This is a genomic window from Sneathiella marina (assembly GCF_023746535.1).
GTDB lineage: Bacteria > Pseudomonadota > Alphaproteobacteria > Sneathiellales > Sneathiellaceae > Sneathiella > Sneathiella marina.
On sequence record NZ_CP098747.1, the window covers coordinates 3311451 to 3332500 of the forward strand.

Here is a 21050-nt window from a genome sequence, read left to right on the forward strand (position 1 = left end):
TTTTTGCCGATATGGTGAAAAAGGTGAGTTTGATAGCCCGGAAAGAGACCTCAATAATGCAGCAACCAACGCCGAAACGCTCTCGCGGCCGCCCCAGATCCAGCCCTTCAGAAGGACAAGGCGCCACCGTCAAGGCCCTGGATCGCGGATTGATCCTTTTAAACACCATGGAGCGCATGGGGAAAACAACCTTAACGGAACTGGCCCTGCAAATCGGCCTTCCGCCCTCCTCTGCCCACCGGTTATTGATCACCTTGCAAAAACACCGGTTCGTCGAGTTTGATCCCAATACACAGGAATGGATGATCGGTGTTGAGGCCTTTCGCATCGGCAACGCCTTTGTTCAGCAAACCAATCTGGTGGAAGCGGGCCGGGATGTCATGCGCCGCCTGATGGAGGAGACGGGAGAGACCGCAAATCTCGCCATTGCCGATGATGGCGAGGTTGTCTTTGTCAGCCAGGTGGAAACCCCTAACCCCATTCGCGCTTTTTTCAGCTCCGGCACCCGCGGCCCCATCCATGCGTCGGGGATCGGCAAGGCCTTGCTGGCGGAACTTCCGCGAAAAACTGTCGAGCTGATCCTGCAAAAAAGGGGATTGCAGCGATATACGGAAAAATCCCTGGCTTCCGCCGATGCGCTTTTTTCGGACCTTGAACAGATTGGCAAACGGGGCTGGTCCTTCGATGACGAGGAAAGATATTCGGGCATGAGATGTATTGCGGCGGCGATCCATAACTATCATGGCGAAGCAATTGCCGGTATTTCCATTTCAGGGCCCACCGCCCGCTTCCCCGATACCAGCATTGCGGAACTGGCGCCCAAGGTTAAACAGGCGGCAGCGGAAATAACGGCGCTTATCGGCGGAACAGCCCCCAAAGCCTAGAGAGCCAGATCAGTAATCCCGGTCTTTGGAAGGTTGAATGCCATATTTCTTCAAATAGCTCCTGCTCAGGGTTTCGACATTGGTAAAACCGCATTGGGTGCCAATATACCCGACCGATGCCGGGGAGTTTTTCAAGAGGGCCCGGGCATTTTCAAGCCGTAAATTTAAATAATACCGGGCCGGGGTCTCGCCAAAGAATTTCTGGAATTTCCGCCGCAACTGCCAGCCCTTGAGGTCCGTTTTCCGGGCCAGTTCCGCGATCGGCAAGGGGGCGTCCAATGTGTCCTGCATGATTTCAACGGCCAGTGCCAATCGCCGGTCGAGCCGGGCGACCGACCAGTCCTGTCCCAGTTCGATTTGCGCCAGCGATGTGGTCAGGGGGCGATAATTAAGCGCCTCGGCCACCGCTTTTGATAGCTTCTTGTCCTCGCAGTAGGCAATCAAGGCTAACGTCATGTCCAGCGTTGCCACGCCCCCCGCACTGGAACAGAAATTATCGGTAAAATCAAACAGCCGGTCGATAAAGATCTGCGCCGGATGCCGGTCGCGGATGGCTTTCAGGCTTTCGTGATGAACGGCGGCTTTGCGGTTTTTCAAAATCCCGGCTTCGGCCATCAACAAGGCCCCCGTGTCAACACAGCCGAGGAGAATATTGCGCGCCGCATGTTTACGAACAAATCCAATTGCCGGCCGGGTAACAGTCTTTTCCGGAAAATACGACGCCAGGATCAGCAGGATGTCCGGTAAATAGGCATGATCGAAGCCATGATCGGCGGAAATTTCAATGTTACTGGAAGAACGAACCGCCTCCCCTGTCTCGGTTATCAGGTGCCATTCGAAAACCGGAACGCGGCTCTCCCGGTTGGCAATGCGCAAGGGCTCGATGATCGATGACAGCGAGATCATCGGGAACCCGTCAAACAAAACGATGCCCACGGTTTTCATTTTCTCAAATTCTCCGTCACTTTTGATCAACAAATATCGTTTTTCAATCAACCTGCTTTTTCAATTTCACGGTATTCTTTTAAAAAGTCAAAGGGAGTCTTGCCATGAATTCCGCACCTCAATTTGCTGAGCAAACCGCGTCAAGGCTTGAAATACCGGATATGGGTATTTGGCCGGTCACGGCCCGGATACACGGCACCCGCCTTCTGGAGGGCGATATTGTCATCGACTGGGATGACGGGAAGAGCAGTCATTTTCTCGCTCTTTGGCTCCGGGAACAATGCCCCTGCACCATTTGCCACAGTGAAATCACCCGCGAAACCCTGATTGATATCACGGATATCCCCGTGGATATTTATGCGACGGACTGTCGGTTGGACGACACTGGATATCTTTTGGTGACCTGGTCGGATCAAGACCATGCCAGCCGCTATCATCCGGGCTGGCTGCGGGCGAATTGTTATGATGACTGGGCCCGCGCGGAACGCGGCGTTCAGCTGCCGACCTGGGACAGCCAGTTTTCCGTCCCGGAATTTGATGCCCTCGATGTCCTTCAGGAAGATGAAACCCTGTATGACTGGCTGGTGGCACTGGATACATACGGATTGACCCGGCTTCGGAATGTACCGCTGGAGCGGGGCAGTGTGGCACATCTGGCCGCCCGCATCGGGACGATCCGCAGTTCAAATTTCGGCACGGTATTCGAGGTTGTCTCAAAACCCGATGCGGATTCCAACGCCTACCTCTCCGTTGAATTACCGCTGCATATGGATTTGCCAACCCGCGAAACGCCTCCCGGCTTGCAGTTTCTGCATTGCATCGAAAATGGTGCGGACGGCGGCGAAAGCCGCTTTGCTGATGCCTTTCATGCGGCGAAAATCCTGAAAGAAGAGGCCCCGGAGGTCTATCGGCTGGTGACAACCGTCGATTACTGTTTCCAGAATCGCGCCATGGATTGTGACTACCGGGCCCGCGGACCGCTTATCGAGCTTGATTCCAATGGCAACCCCCTCTCTTCGCGGATAAATACCTTTCTGACGGCACCCTTCACCCATCTCCCTCGCGAGGACGTAAAAGCGGCGCTTGAGGCGAAACATTATCTGATGCGGCTTTTAAACGAGGACCGCATGCGGGTTCAGTTTAAAATGGCACCGGGCGACATGGTCGCGTTCGATAATCGCCGTGCGCTGCACGCGCGGACAGAATTTTTCCCCAATACCGGCCACCGCTATCTGGAAGGATGCTATCTGGACCGGGATGAACTGGGCTCCCGCCTCAGGATGCTGGAACGGGCGAAGCTTGGCGCGGGACAGGTTACCCGGTAAGGGCGCGAATACCGCTCCCGGTGAAATCCGGCACCTGCAGGTTCTGATGAGCCGTCCAAATCTGCGATAAAGAGGCGGCAAGCCCGGCACTGAAGTCGCTGCCCCTTCCGGCTTTTGTATCCACATGCATCAGCATCTGCTCGGTGGTGGCCAGCACCTCTTCATTTCTGTCCAGGGTCATGACATGTAAAAGTCTGACCCGCTTGCTATCCAGACCTAAAAGCTGCGTTGTCACGGAAACCCGCTCCCCTTGCGCCACCTCCTTCAGGTGACGCAGATGGGTTTCAAGCGTGTAAACCGATTGTCCCGTCGCGAGATAGGCCGCATCCATCCCGATATATGTCAGGAGCGCATCCGTGGTTTCCCCAAATAATTGCAGATACCGATGCTCGGTCATATGGCCATTATAATCAATCCAGTCTGATTTTATGTTGGTCTGGAACAGCGGCAACGGTTTTCGAAGATCCAGCTCGGATGCCGGTTTGGCGGCTTTGAGCATGGCTTCATAGTCGCCCAGAACCTGCCCCGCGCCCCAGTCCATTTTCTGCAGGACCTTGAGAATACCCACCAGCCCGGTATCGCGAATTTGTTCCAGCTCCTTGATCGACAGCTCACCGGCCTGGTCATCGGATTGCCGGGCAATCAGCTTGATAAAATCCCCATCCAGCTCCGGCACCTCCATCAATTTTGTCCAGGGCCATTTCAACGACGGACCGAACTGGGAAAGGAAATGCTGCATGCCCGCCTCACCGCCGGCGATGCGATACACCTGAAAGGTGCCCATCATGGCCCAGCGCAGTCCCGCCCCATAGCGAATGGCATCATCGATTTCCTCAACGGTAGCAATGCCGTCTTTGACCAGCCACAAGGCTTCACGCCAATAGGCCTCCAACAGGCGGTCGGCGATAAAGGCGTCGATTTCCTTAGCCAGCACCAAGGGCTTCATCCCAAGGCTCTGGTATATTTCCGCGGCCCGCGACTTGCTGTCTGCCGAGGTCTGCTCACCCCCGCAAATTTCCACCAGCGGCAGCAGGTACACCGGGTTAAACGGATGGCCGACCATAAAGCGATCGGGGTGGCTAAGGCCCTTCTGTAGCTCCGTTGGCCGCAACCCGGAGGTGGAGGAACAGATCAAAGTTTGATGCGGGGCGAAACGGTCAATCTCCGCCAGGATCGATCGTTTGAGGCTCAGGTTTTCAGGGGCGCTTTCCTGGATAAAATCGGCACCCCGAACGGCACTTTCAATATCCGCGGCAAGGCTCAGGTTTCCCGTCAACGGCCGGTTGACACCCAGCAGCTCGTCATAGGCCCGCTCGGCATTTTCAATCAGTCCCGTGACCTTGGCAAGGGCGTCGGGTGCCGGGTCGTATAGGGCCACATCGATCCCGTTGAGCAAAAACCGCGCGACCCATCCGCCGCCGATAACGCCGCCGCCAATAATCGCGACTTTTGATAGGCTCTGCATGTATTTGGCTCCCCTAGCGCTTGGTCAGTTGCAATTTTTTGCGAACCTCTTCGGGGCCCAGAATACGGGCGCCCATGGCTGTCAGGATTTGATGGGCGCGGGCGACCAGATCTCCGTTGCTGGCCAGTTCGCCTTTACCCAGATATAGATTATCTTCCAGCCCGACCCGGACATTGCCGCCTGCCAGTGCCGCCATGGCCACATAGGGCAATTGCATGCGTCCGATGGAAAAGGCGGAATAGGTCCAGCTGTCGGGAATATTGCGGGTCATGGCCAAAAGGCTTAACGGATCATTGGGTGCTCCGTACGGAATTCCCATGCAAAGCTGGACCATGACCGGATCCTCGATCAGGCCTTCCGTCACAAGCTGTTTGGCCATGACCAGATGCCCGGTGTCAAAAATCTCGATTTCCGGACGCACACCGAGGGCCGTCATCTGCCGCGCCATTTCCCGTAAAATTCCCGGCGTGTTTGTCATCACATAGTCGCCTTCGGAAAAATTCATGGTCCCGCAATCCAGCGTACAGATTTCCGGCAGCAAATCGCGCACATGCTCCATCCGCTCTGTGGCACCGACCATATCCGTGCCGACCGGGTTGAGCGGTAATGGATTTTCCACGCCGCCGAAGATCACATCGCCGCCCATACCGGCGGTCAGGTTTATGATGATGTCCGTGTCGTGATTGCGAATGCGGTCAACCACCTGCTTATATAACTCAGGATCCCGGGACGCGGCACCGGTGTTTGGGTCCCTCACATGGATATGGGCAATGGCCGCCCCTTCTTTCGCGGCTTCAATCGCGGCGTCGGCAATTTCTTGCGGGGTCACCGGCACTTTATCACTTTTCCCCGCACTATCGCCGGACCCGGTCACGGCGCAGGTTATAAAAACATCCCAGTTCATTGGCTTGCCTCCGAAGTATTTGAACTTTCAGTATAGCCCGGACGGAAAAATTGAACTTGTCCTGAAAAAGCGGTTTCTTGATCCAAAAAGACAAAATACGAATGTCCTCCCTGTGGGAGGCGACGACGCCCCTCCGCCCGGATACATGAATGAAATTGATATAAAAAGGCCAACCCATGAAAATTTATAATGTGTTGATGGCGCATACATCTGGTTAGCCCCGGAAGAGGGCCGGCAGAAAATACGGTTGCCACCAAGCCCAAACTCTATACTGTATTAGGCATGGCTTCAGATCATTCAATCTTTGATGAAATGTTTGGCACCGACAATCAGGTTCGCGAACCCTATGATGAATATCAAGGGTGGATCGAACAGGAAGATGCAGCACGGTTGCGCAAGAAATCGCTGGAATCAGAAGCTTTTTTCCGGCGCACCGGTATCACCTTCAATGTCTATGGCCGTGAGGAGGCAGCCGAACGGCTGATCCCCTTTGATATTATTCCCAGAATAATCAACGCCCGGGAATGGGCGCGCCTGTCCCGCGGGATCGAACAAAGGGTGCAGGCGATCAATGCGTTTTTGCATGATATCTACCACCGCCAGGAAATTCTGCGATCCGGCCGGGTCCCGGCGGAATTGATCCGCAATAACGAGGCGTTCTTGCCGCAGATGATCGGGGTGTCGCCGCCGGGCAATGTTTTTACCCATATTGTCGGCACCGATATTGTCCGCACAGGAGAGAATGATTTCTATGTTCTCGAAGATAACGCCCGGACCCCGTCGGGCGTTTCCTATATGCTGGAAAACCGCGAAACCATGCTGCATATGTTTCCCGAGCTTTTTGCCCAGATCAAGATCAAGGGGGTCAGCGATTATCCGAAAAACCTGCGCCGCTCCCTGACCGCCTGCGTGCCGCCCGCCTGTTCCGGCGCGCCGGTCCTCGCGGTGCTGACGCCCGGCATTCATAACTCCGCCTATTTCGAGCATTCCTTTCTTGCTGACCAAATGGGCGCCGAGCTGGTGGAAGGCCATGACCTGCGCGTCGTCGATGGCCGCATCGCCATGCGGACAACCCGCGGCTACGCCCCCATTGATGTTCTGTATCGCCGGGTCGATGATGAGTATCTGGACCCGATGAATTTCAATCCGGCATCGCAGCTGGGGGTGCCGGGGATCATGGATGTCTATCGCGCCGGCGGCATTACAATCGCCAATGCGCCGGGCACCGGCATCGCCGACGACAAGGCGATTTACTCCTATATTCCGGAAATCGTCGAGTTTTATACCGGTGAAAAAGCGATCCTTAAAAATGTGCCGACCTGGCGCTGCGCCGAGGCCGAGGCCCTGTCCTATGTCCTCGATAATCTGGAAGAGCTGGTGGTCAAGGAAGTCCATGGCTCGGGCGGCTATGGCATGCTGGTCGGCCCGGCCGCAAGCAAGCGGGAACTGGCGGCTTTTACGAAAAAGCTGAAAACAAATCCCGGCAATTACATTGCGCAGCCAACCTTGTCTTTATCAACGGTTCCGATCCTGACCAAGAAGGGCCTGGCGCCGCGCCATGTGGATCTGCGCCCCTTTGTCATGGTCTCTCCGCAGCGGATAGATATTACCCCCGGCGGGTTGACCCGGGTTGCCTTGAAAGAAGGATCCCTGGTGGTTAACTCCAGTCAGGGCGGCGGGACCAAGGACACCTGGGTTTTGGAGGAATAACGACGGTATGCTGGGTAAAACTGCAGGCGGTGTTTTTTGGATGTTCCGATATCTCGAACGGAGCGAAAACACATCCCGTTTGATCGATGCCGGATTTCGCATCGCCCTGACCCGATCCAGCGCCGCCGAGAGTGAATGGGAATCCGTCGTCTCGACGGCGGGTTCCAAGCAATTATATCTGGAAAAATATGACCAGTTTAAAGCGCAGCAGGTACTGGATTTCCTGCTGCGCGATCGCAGCAACCCGTCCAGCGTGATGTCGGTCATTGAAGAGGCCCGCAACAACGCGCGACTGGTACGCACTGCCCTTACCCGGGAAGTCTGGGAAGCGACAAACGAATGCTGGATGACCTTGAAGGCACTGCTGGCACCGCCGATCAACACCCGGGAACTCCCGGATATCCTGGGAACGGTACGGCAGCAAAGCGCCCTGGTGCGCGGCGCCCTGCATGGCACCATGCTGCGCAACGACATATATGACTTCGCCCGTCTCGGGACTTTTCTGGAACGGGCGGACAATACGGCCCGGATACTGGATGTAAAATATTACGTCCTGCTGCCCTCCGCCGCCTTTGTCGGATCGTCCATCGATAATGTTCAGTGGGAAACCATTTTGCGCTCGGCTTCCGCACAGCGGGCGTTCCGCTGGATGCATCAAGGCGAGATCAAGCCCAAGGGCATTGCCGAATTTATGATACTGGATCGGTCCTTGCCCCGATCACTTGGGTTTTGTTATGCCAAGGTCACGGACAATCTCGAGTATTTACAGGAAGATTACGGTGTCCGGCACGCCTGTCACGATCAGGCCGATGCCATCATGGACCGGCTTCGCAATTGCACGATTGAATCCATATTCGAGATGGGCCTGCATGAGTTTATAACCGACTTCATTCGGGACAATATTGCACTGGCGGCGCAGATCGAAGAAGACTACCGCTTCACAGGATGAGAGAGCCCATGCGTTTGAAAATATCCCACTGCACCCGGTATCAATATGACACACCGTTGCAATATGGGTTGCAGCAGGTTCGGCTCACGCCAAAAACCCGGGCGGGACAATCCATTCACGCTTGGGAAACGATTATCGAGGGCGGCAGGAAAGAAGTGGAATTCGAGGACCAGCATAACAATCATGTGCTTCTGGTCAGTGTCGATCCGGACTGCACGGAAATTTCCATTCGCTGTGAGGGGGACGTTGAAACCACCAATGCCGACGGCATTATCGGCAAGCATGGCGGCTACGCCCCGTTATGGTTTTTCAATCGCACAACATCATTGACGGAAGCGGGCAAAAATATCAAAGCCCTGGTCAAGCAGCTGGGAGCCGATTTTGAGAGCGATGTCGCCCGGCTGCATTCACTGTCCAGCCTGATTTCAGCCCAGGTTTCCTATGAAACCGGGCTGACGCATTCTCAAACCACGGCAGAGGATGCCCTGATGGCTGGTCATGGCGTCTGTCAGGATCATTCCCATATTTTTCTGTCGGCGGCCCGGTTGATGGGATTCCCCGCCCGCTATGTCAGCGGCTATCTGATGATGGATGACCGGATTGACCAGGATGCAACCCATGCCTGGGCGGAAGCGCATATTTCCGGTATCGGCTGGATCGGTTTTGATGTATCAAACTGTATCTCGCCGGACGAACGCTATATCAGGGTTGCAACCGGACTGGATTACAAGGAAGCCGCACCGATTTCCGGGATGCGGATGGGCAGCAGCGAAGAAACCATGAGTGTGTCACTGCAAGTACAACAATAAGGCTGGCAAGAAAGAATACCCAAAATCCATGACCTATTGTATCGGATTGCTCCTGAAAAAGGGGCTCGTCTTTATGTCAGATACCCGCACCAATGCCGGCATCGACAATATATCGACATTCAAGAAAATGCATAGCTGGTCCAAACCCGGCGATCGGGTCATTACCATGATGACTGCCGGTAATCTGGCCACCACCCAGGCAATTGTCAGTATCCTTGACGAGCGGACCAAGGCCCCGTCCGAGCGCAACCCCTCGATTTTCGAGGCGCCCTCCATGTTTCAGGTGGCCCGGCTGGTTGGCGAAACCATAAGAGAAGAAATCCAGACCAATGCGGGCGTCGGGGAGACGGCCGATTCCGCCTTTAACGCCACCATCATTCTGGGGGGACAGATCAAGGGGGCCCCGCCCCGCCTGTTTATGATTTACCCGGAAGGCAATTTCGTCGAAGCCTCCGATGAGACGCCTTTTTTCCAGATCGGTGAAACCAAATATGGCCGGCCTATCCTGGTTCGGGTATTCGATAGCGAGATGAGTTTCGAAGATGCCACCAAATTGATGCTGGTATCGTTTGATTCCACCCTGAAAGCCAATATGTCTGTCGGGCTGCCGCTGGATTTACAGGTATATCAGACCGATGATCTTGAGATCCTGCAGAGCCATCGGATCGATGCCGATGACGACTATTACAACCTGATTTCCACAGGCTGGGGAGATGCCTTGAAACAGGCATTCCTGTCGCTGCCCGAATTTACCTTTGAGAGCGGCGCAAAAGAGTAGCCGGCCTTGCACGTGACCGGCCGGAATGAAGAAACTGTCCGCCACCTTAATCGTCATCTGTATATTCGAGAATATCCCCGGGCTGACATTGCAAATGCCGGCAAATTGCTTCCAGCGTACTAACCCTGATGGCTTTTGCCTTTCCGCGTTTTAGAATTGATAGATTCTGTTCGGTAATACCAACCAGCCTGGCCAGTTCATTTGACTTCATTTGTCTTTTTATCAGCATAAGGTCGAGATTGATTTTTATTGCCATTATGCGCTCGATTATATGGTCATTTCGTTTTCTTCCGCCAAGGCCCGGCCCTCGTCCATTACCCATGCGATGACATAGACAAAAGCAGCGACAAGTATCACTGTTACTTCATCTGAGCCAAAGCCAATACTTAAAACTTTTTCTCCGGGAGGGTTTTCCAAAGAGAAAAGAACACTTTTTACGGATTCATAGGCGATCGATACGAGCACCCAAAAAACGAGCAGCTTTGCGGTTTTCTTGAACAGGGCCACATGCTCAAGCGAAAAAACGATCCCTTTTTTATATAGCTGGAAAATTTTCCTCAAACTCAGAAGGACGAAAACCAGAACCGTCAACGGAAATATGCTCGAAAGATATCCCGCCGCCAGTATTTCTGTTGGAAGGGTTCGGGGCTCAATCGGCGTCGCGCCTGTGGTGATGGCGTCTAACGGAAAATCCGTATTGTTTATGAGAAACCAAAATGACAGGTAGTAAACAGGGATAATCACAATGCAAAGGGATAGAATCCAGTAAATCCAGTTACTCAATGTTTTTATTTTCGAAAAATTCTGCATTACGACACCTCTCCTATGTCTGGCTTGCCTCGGTACATAGGATATTTTTTATCGTTATGCAATAAATTATTATCGTTTTACGATAATAAAATAAGGATAATTACCTGAATATCGACGATGGCCCCCGATTTACAGGTTTATCAGACTGCCAGTTTTTGATATTCTGCACCGTCATCGGATCGCAGATCGCTGCCGATGGCTTTTTTTGCAACCTGATTTTCATGGGGCGCGGACAGGTTTTGAAACCAGCCTTTTCTCACAGCCCGTAGTGACCTTCGAGAAAGGGGATGCTGGGGAATTGGCGCAGTCTATTTTGCCCCGGCCATGAGGCGACCATGAGGACCAATGACAATATTTATTGAAGGTGCCAGCGTTATCACCATTGCCGTTACGGTCTGGTTTTTGGGCACCGCCGTCAATCGGCATGTTCCCCTGCTTTCGCGCTATAATATTCCCGTTTCGGTTACCGGTGGCTTGCTCTGCAGTGCTCTGACAGCACTTCTTTTCTATGCCGCCGGTGTGACCGTGGAATTTGATCTGGCCTTACGAGACCTGTTGTTGCTTGTGTTCTTCTCCACCATCGGGCTGTCAGCAAAATTCAGGACATTGATCTCTGGCGGCAAACCGCTGCTGCTCCTTGTCATTGCGGCTTTCGGCCTTCTCATCTTGCAGAACTCGACCGGTGTCATGATGGCGTATGTCTTCGGGGCACCTCCCGCTTACGGGCTGTTTGCCGGCAGCATTTCCCTGGCCGGGGGATATGGCACGGCAATTGCCTGGGGACAATCAAGCCTGACAGAGGGAATGCAGGGGGCTCAGGAACTGGGTATTGCCTTCGCCACTTTCGGATTGATCGCCGGTGGCATTATGGGGGGACCGATTGCCGAATGGCTTATTCGCCGCCATAATCTGCAAGGAACGGGGGAAACTGCTGAAGGACAGGATGCAGACAGGAAACAGCCAATTGCCGGCACCGCGCAGGCTTCCCCGTCAATCTCCTCCACCCTCGGCATGGCCATGGCAATCGCCATCTGTGTTCAAGCGGGAGATCTGGTGAATATTTTCCTGTCCGAAAAAGGACTGGAGCTTCCCGGTTTTCTAACAGCAATGGCCGTTGGGATCGTCATCACGAATTCGACCGATGCCCTGAACATTCGTCTGAATCCGGTGGCCCGGCAGAAAACAGAGGAAATCAGCCTGCAGCTGTTTCTTTCCATGAGCCTGATGAGCATGCAGCTATGGATTTTGGCTGGTGCCTTCAGCACCATTCTGATTGTGATATTCGCGCAAATGGCGGTGATCAGCCTGTTCACGGTCCTGATCGTCTTCCGGCTCGCCGGCAAAGACTATGATGCCAGCGTCATGGCAGCGGGGTTTGCCGGCCTTGGCATGGGCGCAACCCCGGTGGGCATCGCCAACATGAACGCGGTGACCAGCAAATATGGCCCGTCCACCAAGGCTTTCCTGATCATTCCGCTGGTCGGGGCGTTCTTCCTGGATATCGCCAATGCCTTTGTCATCAAGACATTTCTCAGCTTTCCCTTTATGCAATAGGCTCAGTTGAGGGCGTCATAGTCGCCGGCGACATACCGGTCGCGCAGGACGAATTTCTGGATCTTGCCCGACCCGGTGAGCGGGAACTCCTTGACGAAACACCATGTTGCCGGCGTTTTTTGCGGCGACATATGCTCCCGGCAATGGCGGCGCAAGTCCAGATGATCCGCCTCAGCCCCCGGCTCGGGCCGCACGAAACAGGCAACAATTTCGCCCCATTTGGGATCGGGGATACCAACAATGGCGACTTCCGCCACCGACGGGTGTTCCAGCAGGATATTTTCTATTTCCGCCGGGAACAGGTTCTCGCCGCCGCGAATGATCATTTCCTTGACGCGCCCCGTGATACGAAGATATCCGCGGCTGTCCATGGCCCCCAGGTCTCCCGTATGCAGCCAGCCCTCGGCATCGATAGTTTCTGATGTCGCGGCTTCATTGGCGTGATACCCGATCATCGTGCAATAGCCGCGCACACAAATTTCCCCGACGGTATCAATTGCGACGACGGAGTTATCATCCACACTGCGGATTGACGTTTCCGTTTGCGGCATGGGCTGGCCAACGGTGGTGCAGATATCCTCAATCGTGTCATTATGGTGATGCTGACTGATAAGCGGATAGGTTTCCGTCTGCCCATACACCGTCTCGAACTCGCAGCCGAAAGCGTCGCAAACATTGCGGACAAGCTCCGGCGCCACCATGGATCCGCCGGAAATGGCCATGGTCAGGGACGACATATCCCGTTTATGGCTCTGCAACGCTTCCAGCATGCCGACCAGCATCGTCGGCACCCCAAGCAGGGCGGTGATCTTTTCCTGTTCGATAAGATCCAGAACCGCGATCGGGTCAAAAACCTTGACGATCAGCATGCGACACCCCGCCTGGACGGCACCAAGGGTTATCACGGCGCAGCCGCTGGTATGAAACATCGGCATGAAGTTCAGCCAGCTCGCTTGCTGGTCCGTGCGGGTCCGAAGGTTGAAATAGCGGGCATTATTTGTCAGCCCCCGGTGGGACAGCACCGCGCCCTTGGGAAAGCCCGTGGTGCCGGAGGTATATTGAATTTGGGCGGCATCGCTTGGTTTGACGTCGGGCAAGGGAACCGCCTCTGCGGCCATGTGAAACAGCGCCGCCGGGTCCTCCATATCGACCATTTCGCGTATGTCAGGAAGGTTCTCTGTTGCCTGCAGCGCGATATCCGCCATGGGATTGCCGCGATAACTCTTGACGGAGAACAGCGCGACGGAAGCCGATTGCCTGAGCACATATTCCAGTTCTTTGGCCTGATAGGCCGGGTTCGCCGTCACCAGAACAAGCCCTGCCAGGGCGCAGGCATATTCCATCACGACCCATTCGGGGATATTTGGTGCCCAAACCGTTATATGCTCGCCGGGCTTGAACCGGGTGGCAAGTGCCTGGGCGAGACGCTCACTTTCCGCCAGCAATTCCCGGTATGTCCACCGCCGGGCTGTCTGCCCCTCCATATTAACTTCAACCAATGCTTCCGCCTCTGGCGTCCGACTTGCCGTCTCACGCAACACGCCGCCAACGGTTGTTTCCAGAACAACAGCATCTTCCTGAGCTGGAATATAGGATTGAGACAATTGAAATTCATACATCTGGTAACTCCCGATATTTTACTTCTTGTTTGTTACGGGGATTGTCGCCGGTGAGTTTGCAGAAGGCAATATCTGATTGGTCGAAAACTGGCAAAATTGCCCGGCGTGACGAGAATATTAATTCCGCCCATCCAAATACATTAGATTTCTATTATGCTATGTGTAGGGACTGAAAGCTTGAAAAGCTCCGCACATCGTTTTGGAGGTCGTAATGTTCGAAAATTTGGAATTCACGGAAATATTGAAACTTGGCTTCGTCGGCATCGCTTTTTTACTGGCTGTCCTTGCTTTCCTGCTTTTACGAACCGAACAAGGCAAAGACAGCCCACGCCCGCGAATGATCACGTCAATTTATGTATTTATGGCGTTTTCACTGATATTGGCAGGCGCTGCACTGTTTCTTGAGGCTCGAAAAACAGATACCAGCGACGGGGAAATTATTACGGCATACAAAAGCAAGCTCAGCAAAATAAGCGGCCTGATCGACGCAAAACTGATGCATTTCCTGAGCAATGACTCTCAGGACGAATTTGCAAAGGAATTCGCAACTAACTGGAAAAATGAGATGCAAGATGCAAAAAACAAAGGGCTGATAGATTGAGGCCCTCGGACGGTATTTCCATAGATCTGAAAATACTGCAAGTAGATCGATGGACCCTCACATGTAGTCAATCGGATTCACCTTACCCTAATATATTTTCTCTTTAATATCGACTTTATAACTACAAATATTAAAACATGAACTCAATATTACAAATATAGAAATATTAATATTTAAATTGTAGTATTTACTATCTCTATTATTTAATTATGTCAATTTATTGTCACAATAATGTTAAATATTTGAATCTTTTAGTTAGCTTATTTTCGCCACACAAATATCAATATTGAAAAATATGGTCGCATTATTTGAAGCTAACTTCTAAAGGGATATGCGATCATGAACGGTACATTTAGTGATTTTCTCTCGTCTTTACTCGCCTTCGAATCCGGGTGGGACCGGGAACGATTTGACAGTGGCAACATCCAGAGTTTTCAACTGGATCAGTGGGCCGGCGGAACAGTCGATAGCTTCTTTCCCAATTATGACAGCTGGTCAGATCTTACCAACGATGAATGGACCATGATGGCCTATCGCTCCACCAACAGTCTTGGCTTTGTCGGCTTTCAGTTTGGCGAGGCGCTCTTGATTGACCTTGGGTATTACGATGACGATTTTTTCTATGGTTCTGGTGCCAGTTCGAACACCTGGGACGGCGTCTGGACCGGTAAGAACGGCGCCAATTCGTTAGAAGATTTTATGACGCAGGACGTTCAGGATATTGCCATCCAGGATGCGTTTGGCCATAACCTGGGCATTATCCAAGAGGGCCTGGCCGCACAGGGTCAAACACTGGAACAGTTTATCGGGCAAACGGGAAGCTATATCCAAAATGGCCAGGAAGTCAGCGTCGAACTATCCATGACCGGCATCCTGGCCGCTGCCCATTTGCGGGGCGCATATGGCCTTCTGGACCTTCTTCAGGGCGGCGCTGTGAGCTCGGATGAATATGGCACCTCAATCTTGCAATATATTGAGCAATTTGGCGGCTATGAATCGCCTTCGGTCAGCGAGCTTATCGCAAATTTTGAAGCGGGAAAAACGGGAGACGAAGGGTTAGGCGTACCCGACGGGTCTACGGGCTCACCCGGGGGGCCTTCCAACGGTGACGCCAATACGTCTGCTGAGGACGCTGACATTTCCATAGACTGGGCCTATGGCACCCATTCTGTGTTCGAGAATTTCAATCCGGCAACTGACACTATTTTCGTTGCCTGGTTTACAGCCGCGCATATAGAAATTGCCGAAGCGAATGGAAATGTTGTCATTTCAATTCCCTCGAATAACCAAACAGTCACCCTTGCCAACATTGCAATTGCAGATCTTGGTGCAAGTAATTTCACTTTTCTGGACCCCACAGCCGCTGAAAAAATTCTGGCCTCTGTCGGCAATGGAAGTGACGAGGCAACCAATCCCGACGAAACTGAAGAGCCGGATACGCCCGAGGACAGTAATGAACACGAGCATCCGATGCCGGATACCGCTGTCATGCATCAAATAACCCTGACCTCTCCTTCCAGGACGATAGATGACTTCGATCCAGCCCGGGATATGTTTCATATTGAAGCGGGAATCACGGATGAATTGCTTGAAATCAAAGAGGTCAGTACTGCAAATGGCTCAAATGTTGTTCTGACTGTTTATGGACCTAATAATATCGTTTCCAGCGTGACCGTGGCCGAGAATATTTCCATAGCAGACCTGTCATTAGCCAATTTTGCCATTTCTGATTCAAGTGCGCTGAATGAAGTTGCCACGGTTTTGGGACAAGCCGTCAGCACGCCAATTGACGGAGAAGCATTTGATATCACCTATGACAGTGATGGCAGTAATCCCGCATCTCATACCGGCGACACGGAAAGTGGTGGCATAAGATATAAAGCAGACTTCAATGCGGATGATATCCTGAATTTTGATGTTGAGATTGATCAGGTAGATTTTAGAGACATTTCTGTCCATGGCATGATCACCAACAAGAGCCCAAGCGGAGAGCTGATCATTGACAATCCCTGGGGTCCGGATATGCAGATTTTGCAAGGGGTTCAATTCAGCGATCTCACAACGGAAAATTTCGGCATCGTTGGCAATGAACATCTGCGCCAGGATATCGGCGGTGTGCTGTCATGGGAATTGGGTGTTGGTCCGCGCAATTCAGACACTGTCTATATCCGGTCACATGAATATGGTGTACACGAGCAAGTCGACGGTTTTGATCCATCAACCATGAAAATAAGCTTCCTGTATTTTGGAACCCGAGAGCGGCTTTCGGTTGAAGACACCGACGACGGGATGGTCATAAGCACGCTACCCTCCGGCCAGAGCATGACATTCACGGGCGTTGAACTTGCAGACCTGCAGCCCGGGACCCTGGAATTTCATCACGATCAGGTCATGGAAGATCGCCTTGAAGAACCCTTTGGATTCAGCCAGAATGACGTTGCATTAGTTTCGCGCGAGCTTTTACTGACACCTGAAGCCCCTGAAGGCGCCTCGACAGATGGGTTCCAGGTCCGAGAGGGTGTTTTAACAACGGAAAATGAAGACAACGGCTCACCAGATCCGGAAGACACCAACACCGACCCCGACCCCGATCCTGTTCCAAATCCCGATCCTGGAGCTTCCGATGGGGATGGTAATTCTGCTGAACCGGGCAACGGCGGGGAAATCCATCATCTGACCTGGAAATGGAGCGCTATCGATGTGCTTGCTGACTTTGATGCATCAGAAGATACCCTGGATTTCGGCTCTCTTTCTGCCAATGATGTCTCTATTTCACAAGCCGATAACGACTTACTGATCGAGATCGTCAATAATGGCGGCCACACCTATGTCCTTGAGAATACACAAGTCGACGATTTATCTGCCGATAACTTCACGGCAGGAAACTGGAATGGCGTTCTGGAAGATGAGGATGGCGTCTATGCCCAATTGATTGGCTTGGGCGCATCGCAGGACGGTTTTAGCTAACGAAAGGCAGCGTTCTATTCCCGCCAGACATAGGTCATATGAATTTATGAAGCTTGGTTGCGGGGGTAGGATTTGAACCTACGACCTTCAGGTTATGAGCCTGACGAGCTACCGGGCTGCTCCACCCCGCGTTGGGTGTTTATGTTTTGGTCCGGGGATTGTGTATTCCGGATCCGGTACGGGTTGTGTGCCCGGTTTGTTTGTGGGCTTCTGGCTTTCGCCGACGGCCTGGGCTGCTCCACCCCGCGCTAAAGCTTTGCTTTATTGCAGCCGGCCCGGGTTTTGCTTTAGCAAAGCCAAGCCGGTCGCGTTGTTTATTTCGTCTCACCGGCCCGGGTTTTGCTTTAGCAAATTGGGGTCGGTTGCGATTATGTTTTTTTCTGTTTTCCCGTTCTGTGGGTGACAGAATGTTAAAAGCACCCGAAGAGGGTGCTTTTAATTGAGATTGTGATGAGGGGTATCTGTTTTTTGCAGGCCTGGCAACGACCTACTCTTCCGTGCCTTAAGACAAAGTACCATCGGCGCTGGGAGTTTTCACGACCGAGTTCGGAATGGGATCGGGTGCAGGCCTCCCGCCATAGCCACCAGGCCGGCAAAAAGCAGATATGAATACATTCTATATTTGGGGTGTGTGTTTTTTGTGATTTAGCTGGTTTCCGATCAGGACGCGACCGCGTCCCGGGCGGATGCCCGAAAGCCTGAGCAGGCGGATGCCTGCGCCGGCGATTGAGGCCAACTACAATTTATCTAATCTGACTACTGTGCATGTCAAAAGTGAAGCACTGAGATCAAACTCTATCGAGTGATTAGTACTGGTCAGCTCCAAGTGTTACCACTCTTCCACCTCCAGCCTATCAACGTGGTGGTCTTCCACGGCTCTCAAGGGATATCTGGTTTCGAGGGGGGCTTCCCGCTTAGATGCTTTCAGCGGTTATCCCTTCCGTACTTAGCTACCCTGCAGTGCCACGGGCGTGACAACAGGTCCACCAGAGGTACGTCCACCCCGGTCCTCTCGTACTAGGGGCAGCTCCTCTCAAATATCCTACACCCACGGCAGATAGGGACCGAACTGTCTCACGACGTTCTAAACCCAGCTCACGTACCTCTTTAATTGGCGAACAGCCAAACCCTTGGGACCTGCTCCAGCCCCAGGATGAGATGAGCCGACATCGAGGTGCCAAACAATGCCGTCGATATGGACTCTTGGGCATTATCAGCCTGTTATCCCCGGCGTACCTTTTATCCGTTGAGCGATGGCCCTTCCACACGGGACCACCGGATCACTATGACCGACTTTCGTCTCTGCTCGACTTGTCAGTCTCGCAGTCAGGCTGGCTTATGCCATTGCACTCAACAACTGATTTCCGACCAGTTTGAGCCAACCTTCGCGCGCCTCCGTTACGATTTAGGAGGCGACCGCCCCAGTCAAACTACCCACCATGCAGGGTCCCGGAACCGGATAACGGTTCGCGGTTAGATATCAAAAGTCAAAAGGGTGGTATTTCAAAGGTGCCTCCACAATAACTGGCGTCACTGCTTCAAAGGCTCCCACCTATTCTACACATTCAAATCCTGATACCACTGCAAAGCTATAGTAAAGGTGCACGGGGTCTTTCCGTCTAACCGCGGGTACTCCGCATCTTCACGGAGAGTTCAATTTCGCTGAGCCTATGTTGGAGACAGCGGGGAAGTCGTTACGCCATTCGTGCAGGTCGGAACTTACCCGACAAGGAATTTCGCTACCTTAGGACCGTTATAGTTACGGCCGCCGTTTACTGGGGCTTCGATTCGCAGCTCTCACCGCTCCTCTTAACCTTCCAGCACCGGGCAGGCGTCAGACCCTATACGTCGTCTTGCGACTTCGCAGAGTCCTATGTTTTTAATAAACACCCCCAATGCCCCAAGTCTGTGCCACCCCCCAATGGTTGCCCATCAAGAGGTACCCCTTCTCCCGAAGTTACGGGGTCATTTTGCCGAGTTCCTTCAACATAGTTCTCTCAAACGTCTCGGTATACTCTACCAGTCCACCTGTGTCGGTTTGGGGTACGGTCTATATTGCTGGAGCTATTTCCTGGAACAGGTTCACAGCAGGTCCAATCCAATAAGGACCCACAATTTACCCCATTCGTCACTTCCAGCAGGTTCAGGAATATTAACCTGATTCCCATCGACTACGGCTTTCGCCCTCGCCTTAGGGCCGACTCACCCTGCGCAGATTAGCTTTACGCAGGAACCCTTGGACTTTCGACGTGAGTGTTTCTCACACTCATCTCGCTACTCATGTCAGCATTCTCACTTCTGATACCTCCAGGCACCCTCGCGGATACCCTTCACAGGCTTACAGAACGCTCCGCTACCATCCAGAATAAATTCTGGATCCGCAGCTTCGGTGTATGGCTTTAGCCCCGGTACATCTTCGGCGCAGGCCGGCTTAAATTTAGACCAGTGAGCTATTACGCTTTCTTTAAAGGGTGGCTGCTTCTAAGCCAACCTCCTGGTTGTTTTGGCCTTCCCACATCCTTTCCCACTTAGCCATAACTTAGGGACCTTAGCTGGCGGTCTGGGCTGTTTCCCTCTCGGCAATGGATCTTAGCACCCACTGCCTGTCTGCCATGCTGCATTCATCGGTATTCGGAGTTTGGTTAGGTTTGGTAAGTCGTTGGGACCCCCTAGCCCATCCAGTGCTCTACCCCCGATGATGATACATGACGCTCTACCTAAATAGATTTCGCGGAGAACCAGCTATTTCCGAGTTTGATTGGCCTTTCACCCCTAGCCACAAGTCATCCCCCAACTTTTCAACGTTGGTGGGTTCGGTCCTCCAGTGCATGTTACTGCACCTTCAACCTGCTCATGGCTAGATCACTCGGTTTCGGGTCTAATCCCTGCAACTCAATCGCCCTATTAAGACTCGCTTTCGCTGCGCCTACACCTATCGGCTTAAGCTTGCTGCAAAGATTAACTCGCTGACCCATTATACAAAAGGTACGCAGTCACCCCATAAAGGGGCTCCTACTGATTGTAGGCATCCGGTTTCAAGGTCTCTTTCACTCCCCTTGTCGGGGTGCTTTTCACCTTTCCCTCACGGTACTTGTTCACTATCGGTCGCATAGGAGTACTTAGGCTTGGAGGGTGGTCCCCCCATGTTCAGACAAAATTTCTCGTGTTCCGCCCTACTCGAGGACCCTATCCAAATTTACCCGTACGGGGCTATCACCCACTCTGGCCCGCCTTTCCAGGCAGTTCCGGTTTTTTGAATAAGGCCACTGGCCTGATCCGCGTTCGCTCGCCACTACTAACGGAGTCTCTGTTGATGTCCTTTCCTCTGGCTACTTAGATGTTTCAGTTCACCAGGTTCGCTTCACGACCCTATATATTCAGGTCGCGATACCCCCAAAGGGGTGGGTTTCCCCATTCGGATATCTTCGGATCAAAGTTTGCTTGCAACTCCCCGAAGCTTTTCGCAGCATGCCACGTCCTTCATCGCCTCTATGCGCCAAGGTATCCACCAAATGCCCTTAAAACGTTTGATCTCAGCACTTCTTGTCATGCACAGAAGTCAAATCAGACAAAGTCTGATCTTTGTTATCTGCCTGGCCTCAATTATGATCTACCACCGGCATAAAGCCTTAGGTAGGTCCGCCGGCGGGACCATCCGGTCCCTTAGGCTTTCGTCGCAGGAGCGACGGATCGCAGTCGCGATCTGACGGAAAGCAATGCTTTCCTTTCC

15 protein-coding genes, 1 tRNA gene and 2 rRNA genes are annotated in these 21050 nt (G+C 52.9%); 9 read left to right on the forward strand and 9 right to left on the reverse strand.

Going from position 1 to position 21050, the window contains the following annotated elements:
• Window positions 1-56 precede the first annotated feature (56 nt).
• Window positions 57-884 (forward strand): HTH-type transcriptional regulator BhcR, encoded by an 828-nt coding sequence (bhcR, locus tag NBZ79_RS16030; protein WP_251933556.1) that lies wholly within the window; start codon window positions 57-59, stop codon window positions 882-884.
• Window positions 885-893: 9 nt separating this feature from the next.
• Here the strand turns inward: bhcR and NBZ79_RS16035 are convergent, their stop codons facing one another.
• Window positions 894-1829 (reverse strand): GlxA family transcriptional regulator, encoded by a 936-nt coding sequence (locus NBZ79_RS16035; protein ID WP_251933557.1) that lies wholly within the window; start codon window positions 1827-1829, stop codon window positions 894-896.
• Window positions 1830-1933: 104 nt separating this feature from the next.
• Here NBZ79_RS16035 and NBZ79_RS16040 point away from each other — a divergent pair, with 104 nt between their 5' ends.
• Window positions 1934-3154, forward strand: coding sequence for a TauD/TfdA family dioxygenase (locus NBZ79_RS16040; protein ID WP_251933558.1), 1221 nt, complete (start codon window positions 1934-1936; stop codon window positions 3152-3154).
• On the opposite strand, the gene NBZ79_RS16045 is transcribed toward NBZ79_RS16040, so the two are convergent.
• Together NBZ79_RS16045 and NBZ79_RS16050 are read right to left on the reverse strand one after the other, a co-directional pair.
• The gene (locus tag NBZ79_RS16045; protein ID WP_251933559.1) at window positions 3144-4619 is read right to left on the reverse strand and encodes a carnitine 3-dehydrogenase; all 1476 of its coding nucleotides are present in this window, start codon (window positions 4617-4619) and stop codon (window positions 3144-3146) included. The genes NBZ79_RS16040 and NBZ79_RS16045 overlap by 11 nt on opposite strands.
• 13 nt (window positions 4620-4632) lie before the next feature.
• Window positions 4633-5523 (reverse strand): beta-keto acid cleavage family enzyme, encoded by an 891-nt coding sequence (locus tag NBZ79_RS16050; protein WP_251933560.1) that lies wholly within the window; start codon window positions 5521-5523, stop codon window positions 4633-4635.
• A gap of 282 nt (window positions 5524-5805) precedes the next feature.
• Here NBZ79_RS16050 and NBZ79_RS16055 point away from each other — a divergent pair, with 282 nt between their 5' ends.
• Genes NBZ79_RS16055 through NBZ79_RS16070 form a run of 4 tightly spaced genes read left to right on the forward strand, consistent with a single transcriptional unit; the run spans window position 5806 to window position 9769 of the window.
• Complete coding sequence (locus NBZ79_RS16055) at window positions 5806-7233, forward strand: circularly permuted type 2 ATP-grasp protein (protein WP_251933561.1); 1428 nt, start codon at window positions 5806-5808, stop codon at window positions 7231-7233.
• A gap of 7 nt (window positions 7234-7240) precedes the next feature.
• Window positions 7241-8182: an alpha-E domain-containing protein gene (locus tag NBZ79_RS16060; protein WP_251933562.1), complete on the forward strand. Its 942-nt coding sequence runs from the start codon at window positions 7241-7243 to the stop codon at window positions 8180-8182.
• A gap of 8 nt (window positions 8183-8190) precedes the next feature.
• Window positions 8191-8991: a transglutaminase family protein gene (locus tag NBZ79_RS16065; RefSeq protein WP_251933563.1), complete on the forward strand. Its 801-nt coding sequence runs from the start codon at window positions 8191-8193 to the stop codon at window positions 8989-8991.
• Window positions 8992-9019: 28 nt separating this feature from the next.
• Entirely contained in the window at window positions 9020-9769 is a 750-nt protein-coding gene (locus NBZ79_RS16070; protein ID WP_251933564.1) for a proteasome-type protease, read from the forward strand.
• A gap of 46 nt (window positions 9770-9815) precedes the next feature.
• Here the strand turns inward: NBZ79_RS16070 and NBZ79_RS16075 are convergent, their stop codons facing one another.
• Together NBZ79_RS16075 and NBZ79_RS16080 are read right to left on the reverse strand one after the other, a co-directional pair.
• Complete coding sequence (locus NBZ79_RS16075; protein ID WP_251933565.1) at window positions 9816-10025, reverse strand: helix-turn-helix domain-containing protein; 210 nt, start codon at window positions 10023-10025, stop codon at window positions 9816-9818.
• A gap of 11 nt (window positions 10026-10036) precedes the next feature.
• Window positions 10037-10579 (reverse strand): DUF2975 domain-containing protein, encoded by a 543-nt coding sequence (locus NBZ79_RS16080; protein WP_251933566.1) that lies wholly within the window; start codon window positions 10577-10579, stop codon window positions 10037-10039.
• 345 nt (window positions 10580-10924) lie between these two features.
• On the opposite strand from NBZ79_RS16080, the gene gltS reads away from it, so the two are divergent.
• Entirely contained in the window at window positions 10925-12133 is a 1209-nt protein-coding gene (gene gltS, locus NBZ79_RS16085; RefSeq protein ID WP_251933567.1) for a sodium/glutamate symporter, read from the forward strand.
• Between the two features lie 2 nt (window positions 12134-12135).
• On the opposite strand, the gene NBZ79_RS16090 is transcribed toward gltS, so the two are convergent.
• Window positions 12136-13752: an AMP-binding protein gene (locus tag NBZ79_RS16090; protein WP_251933568.1), complete on the reverse strand. Its 1617-nt coding sequence runs from the start codon at window positions 13750-13752 to the stop codon at window positions 12136-12138.
• 211 nt (window positions 13753-13963) lie between these two features.
• Here NBZ79_RS16090 and NBZ79_RS16095 point away from each other — a divergent pair, with 211 nt between their 5' ends.
• On the forward strand, window positions 13964-14353 hold the full coding sequence (locus tag NBZ79_RS16095) for a hypothetical protein (protein WP_251933569.1): 390 nt from the start codon (window positions 13964-13966) through the stop codon (window positions 14351-14353).
• A gap of 339 nt (window positions 14354-14692) precedes the next feature.
• The gene (locus tag NBZ79_RS16100) at window positions 14693-17320 is read left to right on the forward strand and encodes a hypothetical protein (RefSeq protein WP_251933570.1); all 2628 of its coding nucleotides are present in this window, start codon (window positions 14693-14695) and stop codon (window positions 17318-17320) included.
• Window positions 17321-17374: 54 nt separating this feature from the next.
• Here the strand turns inward: NBZ79_RS16100 and NBZ79_RS16105 are convergent.
• The 3 genes from NBZ79_RS16105 to NBZ79_RS16115 all read right to left on the reverse strand — a co-directional run bounded on the left by NBZ79_RS16105 (window position 17375) and on the right by NBZ79_RS16115 (window position 20852).
• A tRNA-Met gene (locus NBZ79_RS16105) sits at window positions 17375-17451 on the reverse strand.
• Window positions 17452-17794: 343 nt separating this feature from the next.
• A 5S ribosomal RNA gene (rrf, locus tag NBZ79_RS16110) occupies window positions 17795-17909 on the reverse strand.
• A gap of 196 nt (window positions 17910-18105) precedes the next feature.
• A 23S ribosomal RNA gene (locus NBZ79_RS16115) occupies window positions 18106-20852 on the reverse strand.
• Between the last annotated feature and the right edge of the window lie 198 nt (window positions 20853-21050).